The following is a 14,244-nucleotide window of genomic DNA, read 5'->3' on the forward strand; positions in this document are numbered from 1 at the left end:
CCAATAAAGCGGAAATGCTGGTGATAATCCTCAATTTTTCCTGCCCAGACTCTCGCATCCTTTTTCTATAGGCGATCCACCCATTCACTCGATCCAGTAACCAACCACCTTCCAGCTCGCGTCCTCCCGAACCAGCGCCAAAGTCTCCGTGGCATCTGGCTTGTTTTCGAAGCTGGTACGGAATTTGACCATTTCATATCCGGATGGCGGCGCGGGGACGGCTTCCTGGCTGCTTGCTGTCCGCGAGAGCACTGCGCCAAAAAATTCGTATAGCTGGTCGCTTGCTGATCGCCCGGCCGCCCTTTCCTACATGCTCGCCGTTTGGTATAATCACAGCCATGGTCAAGCCGATGATACCACCGCACTTGCCTCCGTTCATCGATGACAGGGAACGCTTCAACAGAATTTGGCCACCAATATGCGTATAATTTGTCTTCTTGCGAAGCTGACCTTTTGGACGGTAGTGAGAATCAAACCAACCCGATGATCTCGGAAATCTGGTCGGATGCGAAGGGCCGCTCATTAAAGTCAGCCCGTCACATTTCAGACCCATGATTTTCTTCAATCTGTCACACGGATTGCCTCACGCCGTAACAGCAATGCTGCACTTGCACAGTCACATATCCCCTGCTCCTATCAAAGGCTGATTCTCGTGAAATTGACATGCAAAACCTCCCTGCCCGCTCTGGCAACCGCGCTTTGTTTTTCTGCCCTTGCCGCTCCCGCTGCGGCGCAGAATGATCTAGATAATGCTGCAGAAGACAGCAGCGACAACAATGTCATCATCGTGACAGCGCAGAAGATCGAGCAGCGCTCGACCGATGTGCCGATCACCATTTCTGCCGCGACCGGAGAACGGCTTCGTGAACTGGGCGTGTCGGATCTCGACGAGCTGTCCAACTTCGTGCCCGGCCTGAATATTCAGGAACAAAGCGCCAATAACCCCGGTGTCGTCATTCGCGGGATTACCTCTGACAGTGGTTCTGCCCAACAGGCGCCGCGGGTCACGCTCTACTATAACGGCATCGATATTTCCCGCTCGCGCGGCTCTTATCAGGATGCGTATGACATCGAACGGATTGAGGTGATCAAAGGCCCGCAAGCAACCCTGTTCGGCACGGCCTCTGCGGTTGGCGCGATCAGCATCGTTTCGAACAAACCGAAGCCGGGCTTTTCCGGTGAGCTGTCTGGCAGCTATGGCAATTTCGACGCCTATACGGTGGCGGGTCATCTCAATGCCGGGTCGGATATCATCGCCGGACGGGTGGCCTTCGCCTATAAACGGCGGGATGGCTATGTCGAAAATCTCGCGCCCAATCAGGACGATCTCTATGCGCAGAACCAGCTCGGCATCCGCGGATCGCTGCGCTATACGCCCAGCGACGATTTCACTGCCGACCTGATTTTCACCTATGACCGTCAACGCAACTCGGGAACGCCGTTTATCTCTGGCTCTTTGCCGACGACAGCGGGACCAGCCGATCCCTTTGGCTCTGCCTTTCTTGGCGGATCGCCCTTTTTCCCGGAGATTTTGGGCGATGATGAGCTCGGCCTGACCCGCGATGTCTATGATGCCAATTTCACCTTTTCATGGGATTTTGCTGACGAATGGACGCTGACCATGGTCAACGGCTATCGCAATTTCGATTCCAATGAAGTGTTCGATGCCGATGGCTCGGTAGCTACCTATCTCGAATTTGCCGAGGATGCCGAGGGTGACCAGTGGAGCCACGAGACTCGTTTTTCCTATAATAATGGCACAACGTTCCGCGGCTCCTTCGGCTGGAACATTTTTCGCGAAGATGGCATCCAGCGCGTGCCGCTTGCCACGGATGAGGTGACCTTTTTACAATGTTTGTTTGGCAGCGTCGTGCCGGGTGTGCCCTGTGTTAGCGCCGATGGGATTCCCGCCGGGGTCGCTATCGAAGCACTGACCAATGGCGCGGTTACGGCCATTCCGTACACACTGGAATTTGAAAATCTGGGAAAGAATGACAGCTATTCCGTCTTTGCCGATGCAACCTGGATCCCAATACCGGAGCTGGAACTGACCGCTGGTATCCGTGCGCTTATCGAAAAGCGTCGGTCGGGCTATCGGGCATTCGCCCCCAATTCCGTACTTGCTGGCGTGCCCTTGTTTCCTGTCACAGATACAGCCGGCCAAACCTTCCGCACGGAAGACAGTTTTGACGCCTTTCTTCCACGCTTCAACATTCTCTACCGCTTCTCCGACGATGTTAACGGCTTTGCCACCATCTCCAAAGGCCGCCGCTCGCCGACAGTCGATCTGGATGCAACGAGCGGTCCAAATGGCCCGATTGCCGACTTCACAGCCATCGATGAAGAAACCGTATGGAATTACGAAGTGGGTTTGAAAGGGTCTTTCGGTCCAGTGTCCGGATCACTTGGCGTTTACTATCAGACCTATGAAGGATTTCAGGTCAGCGTGGTCGACGAAAACGGGATTGCCCGGACCGAAAGCGCTGGCAGCGCCAAGAATTTCGGGGTCGAAGCGGAAGTCAGTGTGCAGGCAGCCGACTGGCTGAATCTGTTCGCCAATATCGGCTATATTGATGGCGGCATAGACAATACGGACGATATTGCCCCGGCGTTTCGCGATGCCCGCTTCCGGTTGCAGCCAGAGGTACAGGCCGCCGGCGGCCTAACGGTCGATTATCCGATCAATGATAGCACCAGCTTCTTCATGACGCCGACCATAACCTATCGCAGCCGGATATTCTTTGAAATTCCCAACAGTCAGGCAATCAGTCAGGATGCGGTGACGCTTGTCAATCTGCGCGCGGGAATATCCTTTGCCGATGAACAATTTGAGGTGGCCGGGTTCGCGCGAAACCTGACCAATGAAAATTATCTGCTCGATGCCGGCAATACCGGCGGTGCTTTTGGGATACCGGCCTTCATTCCGGCCGAACCACGCTTTTACGGGGTACAGCTGACGGCGCGATTCTGACCTAGGCTTGGCTGTTTCCGCGCTTTCCCAGCACTTCGTTTTCCACACCGATCCGATGGCGCAGCAGGATGGCGTTGAGGATCGAAAATAACAATGCCACCCACGGGAGACCCATTAACAAAGGCACAATCACGATTTCCAGCACGACCACCAGATAGTTGGGATGGCTGACATATTTATAGGGTCCGCGCCTCACTTTGTCGAAATGGGGTGCTGATATAATCCGCGTCGTCCACCAGCGGCCGATTGATGCCAAGGTCCAGACCCGCAGGATTTGGGTACCGACAAACAGCACCAGCACGGCCGTGTTTAACTCCCGCAACGGATCGACCAGCAGGAAGATGATGGCGAGCCACGCGCTGTGGAGGAAAATAAACCAGTGATAATGGTCGGCGCCAAATTCCTCTCCGCCTTCGGACAATAACCGCCGGGTATTGCGGTTGGCATAGACCAGTTCGCCCAGCCGCTGCGCTACGATATAGATGAGAATCCAGGTGACGAGCGTTGGCGGGGTTGTGAAAATCGCACCTAAATCGTTCATCATTCTGCTCCTGCCGGGTCCAATATGCCCAGTACGGATGTAAAGCCCGGTCCCAGAGCCGTCATCAACAGCGGCCTCCTGGGGTTACCGCTGAGTAGTTTTTCCAGCACGAACAGCACCGTTGGTGATGACATATTGCCATGCTGTTTGAGCACCTCTCGGGTTGCGGGAATGCCCGGCAGTTCTGGCGCGAAATAGTCTTCCAATGCCTCAACCACGCGGCCACCTCCGGGATGACAGGCAGGCTCGCTCATATCCGATTTTTCCAGACCCTGTTCGGTCAGGAACTGGTCGCAGAAGGGCGTGAAATCCTTAGCGACAAAAGTCGGGATATCTCGCGCAAGCACCAGATCGAAACCCGTATCACCTATATCCCAACCCATCATATCGCGGGTATCCGGCCAGGTTTTTTGTCCGAAGGCGCGGAAGGACGGCCCTTCACTTGGCGCGCCTTTGCCGGTCAAAACGGCTGCAGCACAGCCGTCGGCAAAAAGCGCGGTAGCAATCATGTTCTTCTTGTCGAACTGGCTGTAATCATAGGACAGGCTGCATAATTCCAGCGAGATCAACAGGACATTCTGCCCACCACCCGCATCCGCCAGATCATTGGCCAGCCGCAGCCCCAAAATTCCTCCGGCGCAACCATAACCGAAAACCGGCACAGTCTGTACTGACTGATGGAAACCCATCGCGTCGATCAACCGGCTGGGAATGGAAGGCGTCATGGTGCCCGTCGTCGAGATCATCACAATCGCGTCCACATCTACCGGCTTCAAGGCAGCTTTATCCAACGCCGCCGCGGCCGATCGCTCAGCCAGCGCCCTCCCCACTTCATCATAGATTTGCGCGCGCTCCGGCCAGCTGCGCTGTTCCAGATAATAGTCGGGATCACGCGCAATATAACGATGCGCAATTCCGCTATTGCCCAATATCTGTTTTAATCGCGCCGGCAATGCCGACCCGCGCGCCTTTGCAAGCACGGCCAGAACATCCTCTTGGCTGATCTTATGGTCAGGGAGGGCGGTCGCGATCGATTTCAGTTGGGACATGGGACATATTCGCGCTGCATGGCTAAGCTGTTACACATAGCTGTTTCAGAAACCAAAGGATAATATCCGCACTGCCCGAACGAACGTATCAACGAAATTCCCGTTGCGAACAGAAGAAGATGGGCTAGCATAGCATATAACAGGGAAGGTATAACGATCGCCGGATTGGATTTGGTTTTTGCTGATATGACATTGCGTCTGCTCGCCATTGGCGGGCAGATCATGATCATCGCTGTCTTGATTGCAGGCAAGATACGCACGAACCTCAAAATCGCAGCCATTGGTCTGCTGATCAGTTCCATGGCCTATATCATCAATTCCTCCGGCTTTTCGCCCAATGAAGGTGTGCTGGAAATTGTCGTTGATTTCATATCCGTATCCACGACTATCTGGGCCTGGGTATTTGGCCACCAGCTGTTTGAACGCCCCATCAACAAGAAAATCCTGATCGGCGCCTCGCTCATCCTGTTCCTGCTATGGGGCATTACAAACCTGTCCATTGTGGACCGATGGCTGACCTTTGATGCCATCCGCATTGTTTCACTGGCCTTGATTGTCCATTTGCTGATTGTTGCGATTGGCGGCAGGGCGGATGATCTGGTCGAGAAACGGAGACTGATCAGCACCTTTTTGCCATTTTTGATCGGGTTGCAGGTCGGCGGTGTACTCATCGTCGAATTGCTGTTCGGTGGCCATAGTGTCCCGTTGGCAGCATCCGTGGTGAACGCTGCTTTTATCTTTTTACTGGTCTTGTGTGCTGGTTCTGCACTGCTCATTGTCGAACCGGAAGTTCTGGTCGAACGTGGCTATTCGCCAGCCAGTAAATATGCATCCGCGAATCTGTCCCCCAGCGAAACCGTTTTGCATGACAAACTGATCGCAGCGATGGAGGATGGCCAATATCGCATCCCCTCGCTCACTATCGCCACACTGGCTTCGCAACTGGACACGCAGGAACATCGTCTGCGCGCGCTGATCAACAAACAGCTTGGCCATCGCAATTTTTCATCCTTTCTCAACGGCTATCGAATCAGCGAAGCCAAGGCGAAACTGGCCGATCGCGCACTGGTGGACTTGCCGATTCTGACAATCGCGATGGATTTGGGCTATGGGTCGCTTGCGCCATTCAACCGCGCCTTTCGCGCCGAAACCGGCCTGACACCTAGTGATTTCAGAAAAGCAGCGATTGATCAAAACTGAAATAATCTGATCATTTTCAAAATTGCACAGCATTTTTCAACATTGCAGAGAAACATCCCATCCTTCCTGCCACTTTGCCTTCATCGAACAACATAAGACATGGTGGAGAAGCAAATGCCCGGACTATTCAACGACATAATTGATCATATGATCGGTGCCTTTACTTTCGACCTGGGCCGCTACCTGATCGCGGCAGGTGCCCTGTCTTTCATTCTCTGGGCCTTTGGCAAATGGAGCGCGGCCCGGCGCATCCAGTCTCGCAAGGCGGGTTTCGCTGATTATAAACGCGAATTCCTCTCTTCCATGCGGACGGTCCTCGTTTTCGGTCTGACGACCATCAGCACGGTGTTGCTGGAAGCGTCCGGCTGGATCACCGTTATGACTGGCGAGATCAGCTGGCCGCTATTCATCGTGCAGCTTTTGGCGATGATCGTCGCCCACGATGCCTATTTCTATTGGATGCACCGTTGGCTGCACACCAAAACCATGTTCCGCTTTTCCCACCTCCACCATCACAAGTCGCGCACCCCGACGCCATGGGCGGCCTATAGCTTTTCCTCGTTCGAGGCGATGGCCGAGGCTGCCTTTGTACCGATCTATCTGTTCATCATCTCGGTTCTGTTCGGTGGCATGTATCCGTTCGCGATCTTCCTGTTCCTAGCTCATATGATTGTGCGCAATGTCATGGGCCATGCCGGCGTAGAGTTGTTCCCAGCTGGCTGGACGCGCAACAAATATGTTGGCTGGATCACGACAACTACCCATCATGATCTGCACCATAGTCAGGGGAACAGCAATTTCGGTCTCTATTTTACCTGGTGGGATCGGATGATGGGAACAGAGCACCCCGATTATGAAGCCCGCTTTAATGCTGTAGCGAAGCCGATCCATCTGTCGGTCGGCACGACAGCCAATATCTGCATTGCCGCGTTCTCGTTGCTTGCTGTCGCCACCACGACCAATCTTATCTGACCGGTCCGACAGACAAACCAGGAATTTCATCTTTCCTACAAAGGCCAGCCTGTGATAGGTTTAGCCATGGTCATCCTCCATCATGAACGATAGGGGATGACCATTATGTTGCAGAGCAGAAGAAAAAATATTTTTTGCCGATTCTGTGTATTTTCTGTATAAACTGGCGGATCGACCGATCGTCGAAAATTGAGATAACTGTTTGGTATAAATGGTGTTTTAACCTGAATTTGCCATTTATGTTGCACTGCAACATTTTTCCTTGACTTTAACGTAAGCCTTCCCTATTTGTGCACTGCAACAAACGAATGGAAGCAAAGATGGCTGATACAAACACGACTGATAAACAGGCTGTTCCGGCTGCTAACAAGCCCGCCAGCCTCTCTGCTGAAGCGGCTTATGCAGCCGCGGCATCTGCAGAACCTGTAACCGCTGCAAAAGCACCTGCTCCAAAAGCAGCTGTAAATCCAGCACCAACCACCGCGACAACAACCGCTGCAGCTCCTGCTGCAGAAAAGCCGGTTGCTGCTGCAACAACCAAAACGGCTTCAAAACCCGCTGCAACGAAGCCTGCAGCAAAGAAAGCGGCTCCTAAAAAGGCTCCTGCGAAGAAAGTGGCGGCTAAGAAGCCGGTTACTGCACGCAAGCCTGCAACCAAAACGGCCGCAAAACCTACCGCCAAAAAGATTGTTAAAAAAGGAATGACCAAAATGACAACTGCGAAAAGAACCGCAAAACCAGCTGCGAAGAAAACCGTAAAGAAAGCAGCTCCAAAAGCAGCTCCAAAAGCCGCTACGATCAACAAAAAGGCTCTTCAGGACATGGCTGCCAAACTGCAAGCTCAACTGGAAAAGCTGACCACAACTGCTCAGGAACGCGCTAAAGAAGTCGCTGACCGCGCTGTTGAAGTCTCTAAAGACGCCGTTGAATTCAACCGTCTTAACGTTGAAACGCTCGTCGAAAGCGGCAAAATCACCGCTCAAGGTGCTCAGGAAATTGGCAAAACCAACGTTAAATACACCCGCGAAAACTTCGCGGAAGCAAGCAACGTTCTGAAAAGTTCTTTCAATGTTGCGACGCCAAAAGAGTTCGTTGAAATGCAAGCTGACTTCATGCGCAACAGCCTGGACCGCGTTATGGACCAGACTTCAAACAACGTGGATGCCGTGACCAAATTGGCTGGCAAAGCCTATCAGCCAATCGCTGATCGCGTCAGCACCATCCGCAAAGAGATCAAAAAAGCCGCTTAAGTAGCTTTTGATCGTCTCGTAAAAGGCCGTTCCTTAGGGAGCGGCCTTTTTCATTTGTACCGTAATCAGACGATTTGTCGTAAAATCATCGCGGATTGATCAATCCGCCACTTGCCCTCGAGGGGGGAAATACCATATCCTGTGGGACATGATTAAAGCAGAGATTCTCTTCCCTTCATCCGTTGACGCCGTCCCCCTCTTTTTCAAGCGCGGCGAAACGGACCAATGGCGCCAGCAGATGGCTGCAGATATGGCTGGGGATGAAGATGATGGAGCGGACAATAACGGCTTCGGAGACAGCGATGATACCGATCTCGGCATCGCTACCAAAACGCGAACCAAGACCAAGAAACCCAATCCCTACAAAGTATTGTTGCTCAACGACGACTATACCCCGATGGAATTTGTTGTTCTTGTGCTGAAACGCTTTTTCCAGATGGATATTGATGAAGCCACAAGAGTAATGCTCCACGTTCATCAGAAGGGCGTCGGCATTTGCGGTACCTTCAGCTATGAAGTGGCCGAAACAAAAGTCACGCAAGTGATGGACTTTGCCCGCAAGAACCAGCATCCCTTGCAGTGCACTCTAGAAAAAGCCTGATCCGACACCCAATATAAGGAAGTAGATATGTCAGAGACCCCGGTGATTACCGTCGATATTGTCTCTGATGTTGTTTGTCCGTGGTGCATTATCGGGTTCAAGAAGCTTGAACAGGCGATGCAGCGCTTTGAAGGCAGAGCAGAATTTGCCCTCGCCTGGCATGCATTTGAACTCAACCCGAACATGCCGCCCGAGGGGCAGGATATTAACGAGCATATGGCCCAGAAATATGGAGCCACGCCCGAACAGAGCAAAGCCAATCGCGAACGGCTACGCAATGCTGGCAGCGATCTCGACTTCGAGTTTAGCTATCATGAGAATATGCGGATGGTGAACACGTTCGATGCCCACCGCCTGCTCCACTGGGCTGGCGAGACCGGCAAACAGACGGCGCTCAAGCTGGCTTTGTTCAAGGCCCATTTTACCGATGGCAAAAATGTGAGTGATCATGAGATACTCACGGAGATCGCTGTTTCGGTCAGCCTCGATGAAAAACGCGTACGCAGCCTGCTGGCCAGCGACATGTATGCCGCCGACGTTCGTGCTGTCGAAGCGGAGTGGCAGGACCGGTTCATATCCGGGGTTCCGGCCTTTATCTTCAACAAGAAGTTCATGGTCCCCGGCGCACAGGACAGCGATGTATTCGCCCAGATTATAGAGAACAAGGTTCTCGCGGCCGCGGCCTAGAAGCTATTTCTTGGGGGGCATCGGGAAAAAACCGGATGTCCGCTCGATATAGTCGACATAATCCGGCCGGTTTTTGCGCAGAGCATATTCCAGCATCGGCGCACCGCTCCATTTGGTCAGCGTGAAGCTTAGGAACAAAGGCCCCACAATCGCGAGCCAGGCCGGCCAGCCGACTTGCGTTGCGACCAGCCAGATGCCCCACCAGGTGCAAAAATCACCGAAATAATTGGGATGCCGCGTATAACGCCAGAGACCTGTATCGAGCACTTTGCCCTTGTTCGATGGATCTGCCTTAAAGGCCTTCAGCTGCGCATCGCCGATTGTTTCAAAAGCGATACCGATAACCGCAAGCACCAGCCCTATAATCGCCACGGGCCCAAGCCCCTGATCACCCGCCAGCAATATCCCGATCTGGGCCGGCAAGCAGACCAGGAACAGCAGCGGTATTTGCAAAACCCATGCTTTGATCAGAGCCGTCTTCGCGAAGCTCCAGCCCTTTTTCTTCATCGCCGTGCCGATAATCTTGGTATAGCGCGGGTCTTCGCCTTCCTTGCTCCAGCGCAAGTAGAGATGCGTGCCCAATCGCACACCCCAAGTCACCGTCAGGCCAAAGATAGTCCAACCGAGCCAGCCGGCATTGCCTGCCTGCAGGATCGATGCACCAGCCATGATCGCCATACCGTAGGCCCAGAAGGCATCAATAAACGAAACATCCCGGATCTTGACTGAAATCAGCCACAGAATGATCATTACACCGACCAAGAGACCAAAATTTTGGCCGAGCGCTATCAGCAAATTCACGGCTTGGTCCCTGACCCCTCGCTGGCCGAGCTCAAACCGGGATCGGTATGGACGATATCGTCCATCGCTTTGTCGGGAAATTTGGGTGTGACGCGATGGTAGAAACTGCTGATTTTGGCCATATCGGCCTCATAGTCGCCGGTCACTTCGATTTCCGGACCCAGTCCGCCGGTTTTTTTGGCATAGTCCATCATCCCGACGATCAACGGCACTTTGGCTTTCAGCGCAATATAATAGAAACCGGTTCGCCATTGCCGTACATTGCCGCGTGTCCCTTCTGGCGGAATGGTAAGGATGAAATCATCGCGCTTCTCAAACTCCGCGACCATGGCATCCACCATGTTATTCGATTTGGACCGGTCGACGGGAATACCGCCCATGCGCCGCATCATGTCACCAAAAGGCCACTTGAATAGCGTATCCTTACCAATCCAATAGGATTGGATTTTCAGCTTGTTGGTCAGCCCGAAAAAGTAAATGAAATCCCAGTTGCTGGTGTGCGGGGCAGCAATGATCACGCATTTCCGTGGCGCCGGATTTTCCTGAACGGCCGTCCAGCCGGTAATGGTATAGACGAACACGGAAAAGCGCCGGACAATCTCCGACAGCCAATTAGGTTTGATATTATCGTGCACGCTTCCCCCGATTGCGATCCTGCTCGCGGCTGTGAAATGACAATAGTTTCATTTCACCTAAGCGCAACGTCAGATTTGACGGCCAAAATAGTGGCGGTTCAGCTTTTGGCAATCCGAAAAGTATAGATTTCAAGCGGTTTGTGAAAATAGGGACAAAGATCATGAAAACATCACTGCTAATGGCATCTGCCATCTTCCTTTCATCCTTCTCCCTGCAACCCTCTATAGCACAAACCCTGGCCGCTTCTGAAATAGAAGCATTACCGCAGGTTGATTATGCCGGCTTTCTCCAGCTGACCGAAGAACTTGGCGAATATCGCCAAGCCCGGTTAGTCGATTTGGAAAAGTTCAACGCAATTGCGAAACAGCAGAATGCGATAATATTGGACAGCCGATCGGCGGCCGCCTTTGCACAAGGTCATATTGATGGCGCAATCAACATTCCTTTTTCAGACTTCACCGAAGAAAAGCTCACCAAGCTACTGGGTGACAAATCACGCCCGATCCTGATTTACTGCAACAATAATTTTCGCGATGATATCCCGCCCATTCCGCTAAAGCGCGCGCCGCTGGCGCTCAATATTCCAACATTCATAAATCTCTATGGTTATGGATATGAAAATATCTTCGAGCTAAGCGGCGTAACCCATATGGCTGACCCACTTGTTCGATGGACCGGAACCCCAAGAGTTCTGACGGCGAATCCATCGCAATTGTCACAAAATCCTAACGAGGATGCGACGCGCGCCAACTAGCAGGCTTTTCAAAGCTTCCTTGCCAAATACCGCGTTTGGATTTTTCGGCGCGGGCTTCTTCGCGCCCATATATGACCTGGTCAAAATTATCGGAAGAGATCGCATGGCCATACTCAACCAAAGAAGCGCCAAGATCCCGATCGTCGGTCCAGCAGCTTACGATCATTCGGCCATATTGGTCGCGTGCACGGACATCACAGTTATGTTCGCCTTTTCTGAGCGCTTCGGCCAGCGCAGTGCGCGCAGATTTGCCGCAGGGCCAGTCGCGATTTTCCGCGTCTTTACAGGTCTGGCGATATTCTGGCGCATCAATACCATAGATGCGATATTCCGCAGTGGCGTCTTTGAAACTGTCTCCATCAATCACACTGACGGTCTGGCCATCAACCCTAATCGTTTCCTCAATATTCGCCCAACGTTGCAGTGCCAATGATCCGCCAACCACAGCGACCAGCACCAATAACATTTTGATTTTTTGAGAAAGCTTTTTGACCGCCATGAGGCGATCCTAACCGAATACCGGCCTCACGCAATATATATCAAAGGGGGTTTAGGAACCGCTCATTTTCAGCGTTGGGTATCGCGATACGATATGGTCAAACACAGCCGGGTGCAGTGCCTGGACAAATTCGCAACCGTAAACGTCGCCTTCAATCCAGCATATCTTGCTTTCGATGGCCGAAAATGATGGCAGCGCCATGAAGATATTCTTCTCCCCGGTCAGGCGCGTAATACAGCGCATGCGAAATCCCGTTAGCGACAGGTCGATTATCATAGCTTGAATTCGACCGAGACCAGGCTCACGCACTTCTGCAAGAATTTCAACGCCCGAACGCCTGGATGTGCGGTCATCGCCGCGTTTGAATTTCACTTGCTGATTAGGTTTGCCCTGCATCGCTATTAAATCCTGACCAGAATGCCTGAGAGCCTGAACTCTTTGGCGGGTTCGCTGATCCTTAAAACCAGTTCCAGCATTCACAATTAGCAACAGATGCTTATACAAAGGTTAACAGCATATCCGTTTTGTCTGGTTAATAGAAAGGCATCGAAATCGCTGAAATTCCTTATTTTCTGCCATCTTCATGGTTAATCTTGTAGATTCCGATGATTATTTTCACAGGGATTTTTCGGATCAAAAGCCCTGTCCTACATTGATCCGGTTATGATATTATCGACCCGGCTCTTTCTCATTTTTGAATAATCCTCCAATCTCCATAGTGAGAATTGTGTGAACTTTGAAATTCATGGCGCTGTCGAAGGCCCAAAAGGACTGTGTTCATGTTGTCAACTTCGTCTGAAACAAGCGCGTTTCCCACGCTCGCCAAAGACGGTTCGCACAATCATCTAAATTGATCCTTGCCGCCTGTTCCTTTCCTCTGCCAATAGACAGGCATAACAACGGGGATCTTGACGCATGCTATCAGCAATTGGTTTAATTGGCGGGCTCGCGCTGCTCATTTATATGACGGTAAAGGGCGTGAATATTCTGATCGCCGGACCAATTGCCGCCGCAATTGTCGCCGCTACCAGCGGACTGGCATGGTTGCCGCCTTTAGCAGCAGAGGGCGCGCCAGATTTCGCAACCGCCTATATGGACGGTTTTGTCAGCTTCTTCAAAAGCTGGTTCTTCATGTTCCTGCTCGGCGCGATATTCGGTGAGATTATGGGCGCATCCGGAGCAGCGGCCAGCGTCGCTCACTGGATCATCGAGAAAATCGGGATCAAACATGCCGTACTTGCCGTGGTCGCCGCCTGTGCTGTCTTAACCTATGGCGGCGTCAGCGTCTTCATCGTAGCTTTTTCGGTCTACTCGCTGGCAGTGCACCTGTTCCGCGAAGCCAATTTACCGCGCAGATTCATTCCGGCTGCACTCGCATTCGGGTCGGTGACTTTCACGATGACCACGGCAGGAAGTCCGGAGATCCAGAACCTGATCCCCATGGAATTTCTTGGCACCACCGCTTATGCCGGCTGGGAAGTCAGCCTGATTGTTGCGGTCTTCATGGCAATTGCCGGACAGTTCTGGCTCAATTGGATGGTGAAGCGCGCTGTGGCCAATGGCGAAACATTTGTCGGCCGCGAGACGGATGATGCCAATACTGACTATGGCGCCCTGCCCGCACCGATCTTGTGTTTGTTGCCATTGGTTGCCGTGCTCGGCATTTTCCTGATCTTCCAATATCCGCAAGATATGGGGCCGTTGTCATCGATATTGCCGACAACCTCACTCGACAAATGGGCGCTGGTAGCCGCCCTTGGATCCGGTGCGATAGTAGCTCTGGCCGTAGGATATCGGAAACTGAAGGCAATGCCGGAAGCCTTTTCACGCGGAGCGACGAGCGCAGTTGTCGCGATCACCAACACCTGTGCGGTGGTCGGTTTTGGAGCGGTTGCAAAACTGTCTCCCGCTTTTCAGGAAGCCTTGGTGATCGTGCAAAACATTCCGGGAAGTCCGCTAATCGGGGCGGCTATTGCCGTGACCGTTATTGCTGGCTTGACTGGTTCTGCCTCCGGCGGCCAGACCATCGCCCTGCCCCTGATTGCGCCGCATTATCTGGACGTAGGCGCACAGCCGGACGAACTGCACCGGGTCGTGGCAATCTCCTCCGGCGCTCTCGATAGCCTGCCGCATAATGGCTATGTCGTCACCACCATCCGCGCGGTTTGCGGGGAGACCCATAAAGATGCCTATGGCGCAGTCGGGGCCTTGACTGTGGTGATACCGGTGATCGGTACGATCATGGCGGTGGCGATGTTTACGATGTTCTAGCGATAGGACGCC

The 14,244-nt window shown here is 52.8% G+C and carries 17 protein-coding genes; 9 read left to right on the forward strand and 8 right to left on the reverse strand.

What is annotated here, in order from left to right:
* Nucleotides 1-84: 84 nt before the first annotated feature.
* Entirely contained in the window at nt 85-252 is a 168-nt protein-coding gene (locus tag ACO6S1_RS19620) for a DUF4019 domain-containing protein (protein ID WP_422344208.1), read from the reverse strand.
* Between ACO6S1_RS19620 and ACO6S1_RS19625 the strand changes: the two genes are divergently transcribed.
* Both ACO6S1_RS19625 and ACO6S1_RS19630 read left to right on the forward strand, forming a co-directional pair.
* A complete protein-coding gene (locus ACO6S1_RS19625; protein ID WP_422346280.1) occupies nt 185-385 on the forward strand; it encodes a hypothetical protein in 201 nt (66 codons plus the stop codon). The genes ACO6S1_RS19620 and ACO6S1_RS19625 overlap by 68 nt on opposite strands.
* A gap of 267 nt (nt 386-652) precedes the next feature.
* Nucleotides 653-2,971, forward strand: a complete 2,319-nt coding sequence (locus ACO6S1_RS19630; protein ID WP_422344209.1) for a TonB-dependent receptor — start codon at nt 653-655, stop codon at nt 2,969-2,971.
* A gap of 1 nt (nt 2,972) precedes the next feature.
* On the opposite strand, the gene ACO6S1_RS19635 is transcribed toward ACO6S1_RS19630, so the two are convergent.
* Both ACO6S1_RS19635 and ACO6S1_RS19640 read right to left on the reverse strand, forming a co-directional pair.
* The gene (locus ACO6S1_RS19635; RefSeq protein WP_422344210.1) at nt 2,973-3,515 is read right to left on the reverse strand and encodes an isoprenylcysteine carboxyl methyltransferase family protein; all 543 of its coding nucleotides are present in this window, start codon (nt 3,513-3,515) and stop codon (nt 2,973-2,975) included.
* Complete coding sequence (locus ACO6S1_RS19640; RefSeq protein ID WP_422344211.1) at nt 3,512-4,561, reverse strand: type III polyketide synthase; 1,050 nt, start codon at nt 4,559-4,561, stop codon at nt 3,512-3,514. The genes ACO6S1_RS19635 and ACO6S1_RS19640 overlap by 4 nt, the downstream gene beginning before the upstream one ends.
* A 186-nt stretch (nt 4,562-4,747) precedes the next feature.
* Between ACO6S1_RS19640 and ACO6S1_RS19645 the strand changes: the two genes are divergently transcribed.
* Nucleotides 4,748-5,761 carry a helix-turn-helix domain-containing protein gene (locus tag ACO6S1_RS19645; protein WP_422344212.1) on the forward strand — a complete coding sequence of 338 codons (1,014 nt, stop codon included), beginning with the start codon at nt 4,748-4,750 and terminating at the stop codon, nt 5,759-5,761.
* Nucleotides 5,762-5,875: 114 nt separating this feature from the next.
* A complete protein-coding gene (locus tag ACO6S1_RS19650) occupies nt 5,876-6,733 on the forward strand; it encodes a sterol desaturase family protein (protein ID WP_422344213.1) in 858 nt (285 codons plus the stop codon).
* A 397-nt stretch (nt 6,734-7,130) separates the two neighbouring features.
* On the opposite strand, the gene ACO6S1_RS19655 is transcribed toward ACO6S1_RS19650, so the two are convergent.
* A complete protein-coding gene (locus ACO6S1_RS19655; RefSeq protein WP_422344214.1) occupies nt 7,131-7,535 on the reverse strand; it encodes a hypothetical protein in 405 nt (134 codons plus the stop codon).
* A 19-nt stretch (nt 7,536-7,554) separates the two neighbouring features.
* Between ACO6S1_RS19655 and ACO6S1_RS19660 the strand changes: the two genes are divergently transcribed.
* The 3 genes from ACO6S1_RS19660 (at nt 7,555) to ACO6S1_RS19670 (ending at nt 9,271) form a co-directional block, all read left to right on the forward strand.
* A complete protein-coding gene (locus tag ACO6S1_RS19660) occupies nt 7,555-7,983 on the forward strand; it encodes a phasin family protein (RefSeq protein ID WP_422344215.1) in 429 nt (142 codons plus the stop codon).
* 238 nt (nt 7,984-8,221) lie between these two features.
* Nucleotides 8,222-8,584, forward strand: a complete 363-nt coding sequence (gene clpS, locus ACO6S1_RS19665; RefSeq protein ID WP_422344216.1) for an ATP-dependent Clp protease adapter ClpS — start codon at nt 8,222-8,224, stop codon at nt 8,582-8,584.
* Between the two features lie 27 nt (nt 8,585-8,611).
* Entirely contained in the window at nt 8,612-9,271 is a 660-nt protein-coding gene (locus ACO6S1_RS19670) for a DsbA family oxidoreductase (RefSeq protein WP_422344217.1), read from the forward strand.
* Nucleotides 9,272-9,274: 3 nt separating this feature from the next.
* Here the strand turns inward: ACO6S1_RS19670 and ACO6S1_RS19675 are convergent, their stop codons facing one another.
* Nucleotides 9,275-10,072: a DUF1295 domain-containing protein gene (locus tag ACO6S1_RS19675; protein ID WP_422344218.1), complete on the reverse strand. Its 798-nt coding sequence runs from the start codon at nt 10,070-10,072 to the stop codon at nt 9,275-9,277.
* Nucleotides 10,069-10,707, reverse strand: a complete 639-nt coding sequence (locus ACO6S1_RS19680) for a lysophospholipid acyltransferase family protein (protein ID WP_422344219.1) — start codon at nt 10,705-10,707, stop codon at nt 10,069-10,071. The genes ACO6S1_RS19675 and ACO6S1_RS19680 overlap by 4 nt, the downstream gene beginning before the upstream one ends.
* A 161-nt stretch (nt 10,708-10,868) precedes the next feature.
* Between ACO6S1_RS19680 and ACO6S1_RS19685 the strand changes: the two genes are divergently transcribed.
* Nucleotides 10,869-11,462: a rhodanese-like domain-containing protein gene (locus ACO6S1_RS19685; RefSeq protein WP_422344220.1), complete on the forward strand. Its 594-nt coding sequence runs from the start codon at nt 10,869-10,871 to the stop codon at nt 11,460-11,462.
* On the opposite strand, the gene ACO6S1_RS19690 is transcribed toward ACO6S1_RS19685, so the two are convergent.
* Both ACO6S1_RS19690 and ACO6S1_RS19695 read right to left on the reverse strand, forming a co-directional pair.
* A complete protein-coding gene (locus tag ACO6S1_RS19690) occupies nt 11,434-11,961 on the reverse strand; it encodes a thermonuclease family protein (protein ID WP_422344221.1) in 528 nt (175 codons plus the stop codon). The two genes, ACO6S1_RS19685 and ACO6S1_RS19690, sit on opposite strands and share 29 nt — an antisense overlap.
* 51 nt (nt 11,962-12,012) lie before the next feature.
* A complete protein-coding gene (locus ACO6S1_RS19695; RefSeq protein WP_422344222.1) occupies nt 12,013-12,357 on the reverse strand; it encodes a PilZ domain-containing protein in 345 nt (114 codons plus the stop codon).
* Nucleotides 12,358-12,876: 519 nt separating this feature from the next.
* On the opposite strand from ACO6S1_RS19695, the gene ACO6S1_RS19700 reads away from it, so the two are divergent.
* On the forward strand, nt 12,877-14,232 hold the full coding sequence (locus ACO6S1_RS19700; protein WP_422344223.1) for a GntP family permease: 1,356 nt from the start codon (nt 12,877-12,879) through the stop codon (nt 14,230-14,232).
* Nucleotides 14,233-14,244: the final 12 nt, after the last annotated feature.

This window comes from Parasphingorhabdus sp. (assembly GCF_965233695.1).
Lineage (GTDB): Bacteria > Pseudomonadota > Alphaproteobacteria > Sphingomonadales > Sphingomonadaceae > Parasphingorhabdus.

Bases quoted from the DNA above. Each gene is read 5' to 3' on its own strand.
- ACO6S1_RS19690 (WP_422344221.1), bottom strand. From the start codon at position 11,961: ATGGCGGTCAAAAAGCTTTCTCAAAAAATCAAAATGTTATTGGTGCTG.
- ACO6S1_RS19695 (WP_422344222.1), bottom strand. From the start codon at position 12,357: ATGCAGGGCAAACCTAATCAGCAAGTGAAATTCAAACGCGGCGATGAC.
- ACO6S1_RS19650 (WP_422344213.1), top strand. From the start codon at position 5,876: ATGCCCGGACTATTCAACGACATAATTGATCATATGATCGGTGCCTTT.
- ACO6S1_RS19670 (WP_422344217.1), top strand. From the start codon at position 8,612: ATGTCAGAGACCCCGGTGATTACCGTCGATATTGTCTCTGATGTTGTT.
- ACO6S1_RS19700 (WP_422344223.1), top strand. From the start codon at position 12,877: ATGCTATCAGCAATTGGTTTAATTGGCGGGCTCGCGCTGCTCATTTAT.
- ACO6S1_RS19645 (WP_422344212.1), top strand. From the start codon at position 4,748: ATGACATTGCGTCTGCTCGCCATTGGCGGGCAGATCATGATCATCGCT.
- ACO6S1_RS19660 (WP_422344215.1), top strand. From the start codon at position 7,555: ATGGCTGCCAAACTGCAAGCTCAACTGGAAAAGCTGACCACAACTGCT.
- ACO6S1_RS19640 (WP_422344211.1), bottom strand. From the start codon at position 4,561: ATGTCCCAACTGAAATCGATCGCGACCGCCCTCCCTGACCATAAGATC.
- clpS (WP_422344216.1), top strand. From the start codon at position 8,222: ATGGCTGCAGATATGGCTGGGGATGAAGATGATGGAGCGGACAATAAC.
- ACO6S1_RS19635 (WP_422344210.1), bottom strand. From the start codon at position 3,515: ATGATGAACGATTTAGGTGCGATTTTCACAACCCCGCCAACGCTCGTC.
- ACO6S1_RS19685 (WP_422344220.1), top strand. From the start codon at position 10,869: ATGAAAACATCACTGCTAATGGCATCTGCCATCTTCCTTTCATCCTTC.